Raw genomic sequence first — 4,361 nt, 5'->3', positions numbered from 1 at the left:
CGCGCTCGGCGCCATCGACGACGCCGAGCTGGCCGCCCTCGTGGCGCAGTCCTACTGCATGCTCGCGCCGAAGAAGCTGGCCGCGCAGGTCGGCGGGTAACTCATCCCCGACCTGTCGCGCCATCACGGCGCTCCTTGATCACGGCTCCCTTTCCCGCAGGCCTGCCATGCCCGGCAGCATCTTCATCTCCTATCGCCGCGACGACTCCGCGTATGCTGCCGCGATGGTCCACCTTCACCTGTCGCAGCGGCTGGGGAAGGACAGGGTATTCCTGGACGAGCGTTCCATCCCCGGCGGGGTCAACTTCGTGGAGCACATCACGCGCTCCATTGCGGACTGCGCCCTCGTGCTGGCCATGATTGGCCCGGGATGGGGAGGGCGGCTCCGGAACGACGGCGACTACGTTCGCCTGGAACTGGCCACGGCGCTGCGCCTCGGGATCCCCGTGCTCCCCGTTTTCGTGGGCGGGATGGATCGCGTTCCCGCGGAGCAGCTCCCGCCGGAGTTGGCTCCTCTGGTGCATCAAAACGGTATCCGGTTGCGTGCCGACCAGGGTTTGGCGGAGGACCTGCGACGTGTGGATGACGCGGTGGAGCACGCCCGCAATGCACCTGCTGTGCTCGTAGCGCAGGGCGTGGAGGCATACGTGGCCGGGCGACTGGATGAGGCAGGCGCGCTGTTCCGTAACGCGGCCAACCAGGGGGACCCCTGGGGGCAGTTCAACCTGGGCGTGTGTCATGCGACCGGGAACGGCGCGCCGCAGAACTTCGGGACCGCGTTCCAGCTGTACCGCAGCGCGGCCAACGGCGGCTGCATGCCCGCGCAGCGCGCCCTGGCCGAGCTGTACGACCAGGGACTCGGGACGGACAGGGACGTGAAAGAGGCGGAGCGGTGGTACCGCGCGGCCGCCGCGCAGGGAGACACTGCCGCTGCGGCGGTGCTGGAACGCTTCGATGCGGCACACGTACCGGAGGGTCTGGACGGAGAGGCGCTCTTCAAGCGCGGAGAGCAGGCCTTGGAGCAAGGATACTACGATGCAGCCTTATCCCTGCTGGAGCAGGCGGGGACGGCCGGCTACCCCGCTGCCTACGCCGTGATGGGTCTGATCTACACCAACCCGAGGCTGCAGGTAGGAAGCGCGGCACACCAGTGGCTGGCGCGGCGTGACAGGTATCAAAAGGCGGCGGCGTGCTTTCGGCTCGCGTCCCGGCACGGAGTGCTCCCGGAGGAAGGGTACCTGCACCTGGCATACGCGCTCGACTTTGGGCGGGCGGCGAACGAAGGGGAGCGAAACGAGATGGTGGACGCCTACCGCCGTGCGGCGAATGCGGGGGCGGTGGGGGCGCTGCAGCGACTGGGCGAGCTCTACCTGGAAGGCGACATCGTCCGCCGGGACCTGTCTGAGGCGGCCCGGTGGTTCCAGGCCGCCGGGGAGAGGGGCGACAGCCGGTCGCGAGAGATGCTGGCGGTGCTGTACGCGTACGGCGCCGGCGTGCCGCAGGACTTTGGCGAGGCGGAGCGGTGGGCCGTGCTCGCCGGGATGGAGGAACTGGCGAGCGTGGTCCGCAGCCCGTTCAGGCGCCTGCCTCTCAAGAAGACCGGACCTGCGGGCGCCCTTGAGTACATTGCCGAGCTCAACCGCCGCAGGCGCGCAGATCTCTAGTCGAAGTCAGAGAGGCGAAATGGCATCCGCCCTCGCGGGCGCGTCTCCGGTCCTCCTCGGTGCCAGCCGCTTACGACCGCGGCGCGGGGGCGCGGGGGAGGCTGCCGGGGTCGTACACCCACTGCAGCAGGCCGGGCGTGAGGTAGCGGATGCGGCCGTCCGCGCGCGTCACCAGCGCGTAGCTCACGGCCACGCGCTCCGGCGGAAACCACCGCCGCAGGTGCGCGCCCATGTCCACCCACGCCGTGTCGCCGCGCACGCGCAGGGCGTCGCCCAGCGGATGGCTGGCGTAGCTGCGGCCCTCCGTGTCCGGCGAGATGGCCAGCAGCTCCACGTCCGCCGGTACGGGCGCGCCGTGCGTGAGGAACGCCAGCGTGTCGCCCATGCCGCCGCTGGGGAACAGCGGCTCCCACGCGGGCAGGTTCCCCGCCCCGCCCCTCACGTACTCCTGGAAGAACGACAGGTCGATGTCGTTCATCACCAGCATCCGCGGCACCAGCGCCGACCGGCCGTCCCAGTAGCCGGGATCCACCGTGTGCAGGTACCGGAACCGGCCCGCCACGGCCTGCGCCACCTCCGGCGTGTAGTGCCCGAACGGGAACGCGAAGTCCTGCGCCGCGACGACCGGCCCCGCCTGCGCCGTCATGATGCCGAGCGAGCGCTCCAGCGTGCCCGCCACCTCCGTCCCGCTGCCGGCCAGGCTGCGGTGCTCGTAGCCGTGCGCCGCCACCCGGTGCCCGCCGCGCACCAGCTGCTGCACCTCGTCCGGCGTGAGGTGGCGGTCGTTGCCCGGCCGGATGCGGTTGGGGATGACGAAGAAGATGCCGCGAAACCCGTAGCGCTCCAGGATCTGCGCCGCGCGCAGGTGCTCCTTGGGCCCGTCGTCGAAGGTCAGGACCACGAGCCGGCTTCGGTCCTCGCCCGGCCGCACCTCGCCGGGAAAGACGGAGCGAAAGCCCTGGTCGCGCAGCCACGCCAGCATTTGCTCGAAGCGCGCGTACGGCTCCGTCAGGTTGCCGCCGCCCGGACGCGGCGCGTCCGCGAAGCCGTGCCAGGTGAGCACGGGAATGCCGGTCTCGTCCGCCGAGGCCCGCAGCGCGTTCAGGGGCGCGGGGGCGATGGACGCCGGTGGATGGGGCGCGCAGCCGGCGGCGAGCGCCAGCGCGAACGCGATCAGCGGCAGCAGGATGGGACGACGATACATCAGCGGCGCGTGTGGAAGATGCGGATCGGCCGGTCACGATCTGCCGACGACGTTCGAGGGACATCGGCTGACCGGGGAAACGTGATTTTACCGCCGGACTTGCGCGCCACGCCACCCGCCGCATCTTCCGCCACGATGTGGATGCTCCGCCCCAGCGTGTGGACCGGCAGATTGGCTACCGCATCCTCGCCGACAGCGCCCTCGTCTCCCTTCCGCACCCGCCCTTCCCCCGCCCGCACCGGCACTGAGGCCGGATCCGGAAACGCGACTCTCTTCCTGGGCTCTACGGCACCGTGCGAACCCTGTGAGATGAAAGCGCAGTTCAACCTCCCCCAGGGTTTTGGGGGAGGTGGGCGAGCTCCGCGAGCCCGGAGGGGGCGCTCGCGCGAAGCACGCCTCCACTCACGAGCCCAGCCCTGGAAAGTCACGAAAAAGAAAGCACCACCGGCATCGAGTGCCGATGGTGCTTTCTGGTTCTGCCGCTTCCTGACGCGATGCCGCAACGGCATTCCGCGTCACGCGGAGAAGTTCGCCTTCGCGATCGGCCTTAGCCGATGCGGCGATCGCTTGCCCGGGTCAGGTTGCGAGCAGTCGTCGTCATGGACAAGAGATCACCTCCTTTGTTCTGGTTCAACATAGGGCAGGACACCGAGGGAGCCGCGAAGCTCCGTTGTCCGCGGGACCGCCTCCCATCCAGGAAGCGACCCGCCCTCACACCGCGCGTAAGCGGTGCTGCTGAAACAAGATAGCGATATCCCGAATTTCGCGCAACCCCTCTCTTCGCATCCATCCCGGGTTCGGCTTCGCAAGCGGATGCGGCACCGGCGGATGCGTGGCCCGTCGCCGCCCGCGCGGTGGAAGAAGCGGCCGCGAAATCCACCGCGAATCCGCCCCGCGCCCTTGCCGATCGGAGCCCGAGGGGGCAGGATGGGCGGCTGACCGGCATCATCCACATCAGAACAGACGAGGCAGCTCCCTTGCCCATCACGCGAATCGAGCACGTGGCCTACAACGTGTCGGACCCGGTGGCCGTGGCCGACTGGTACGTCCGCAACCTGGGGATGCGCGTCGCGCGGTACAGCGGCGGCCCCACGGAGATCCACTTCCTGGCGGACGCGGCCGGCGCCACGGTGCTGGAGTTCTACAACAACCCGGCGGGCGCCATCCCCGACTATGCGTCGCTGCACCCCATGCAGCTGCACATCGCCTTCCTGGCGGACGACCCCGGCGCCGAGGCCGCGCGGCTGCAGGAAGCCGGCGCGTCGCTGGTGGACGCATCGGCCCTGCCCGACGGCTCGCGCCTGGTGATGATGCGCGACCCGTGGGGCTTGGCCGTGCAGCTGGTCCGCCGCGCCACGCCGCTCGTGGGCTGAGCACGCGCTTTGTCTTCCTGAGGGGCCCTCGCCGAACCTGATCGTGCAGGATGCGTGCGGCCCCGAAGGATCTTCTCGCCCGCGCTCGGACCGCGGCATCGGGGATGATGATCCGTCCCC

The 4,361-nt window shown here is 70.0% G+C and carries 3 protein-coding genes; 2 read left to right on the top strand and 1 reads right to left on the bottom strand.

The window, feature by feature from the left end; genetic code table 11:
* Positions 1-167 precede the first annotated feature (167 nt).
* Positions 168-1,664 carry a toll/interleukin-1 receptor domain-containing protein gene (locus VFZ20_RS22425; protein WP_329686184.1) on the top strand — a complete coding sequence of 499 codons (1,497 nt, stop codon included), beginning with the start codon at positions 168-170 and terminating at the stop codon, positions 1,662-1,664.
* A gap of 70 nt (positions 1,665-1,734) precedes the next feature.
* Here VFZ20_RS22425 and VFZ20_RS22420 read toward each other — a convergent pair whose 3' ends face one another.
* A complete protein-coding gene (locus tag VFZ20_RS22420) occupies positions 1,735-2,868 on the bottom strand; it encodes a polysaccharide deacetylase family protein (RefSeq protein WP_329686183.1) in 1,134 nt (377 codons plus the stop codon).
* Positions 2,869-3,845: 977 nt separating this feature from the next.
* Between VFZ20_RS22420 and VFZ20_RS22415 the strand changes: the two genes are divergently transcribed.
* Complete coding sequence (locus VFZ20_RS22415) at positions 3,846-4,241, top strand: VOC family protein (protein ID WP_329686182.1); 396 nt, start codon at positions 3,846-3,848, stop codon at positions 4,239-4,241.
* Positions 4,242-4,361: the final 120 nt, after the last annotated feature.

This window comes from Longimicrobium sp., assembly GCF_036280135.1.
GTDB lineage: Bacteria > Gemmatimonadota > Gemmatimonadetes > Longimicrobiales > Longimicrobiaceae > Longimicrobium.
This window is presented reverse-complemented; position numbering and strand designations above follow the sequence as displayed.

What these genes read in the sequence shown, in the direction of transcription:
- VFZ20_RS22425 (WP_329686184.1), top strand. Translation starts at nt 168, where the DNA reads ATGCCCGGCAGCATCTTCATCTCCTATCGCCGCGACGACTCCGCGTAT.
- VFZ20_RS22420 (WP_329686183.1), bottom strand. Translation starts at nt 2,868, where the DNA reads ATGTATCGTCGTCCCATCCTGCTGCCGCTGATCGCGTTCGCGCTGGCG.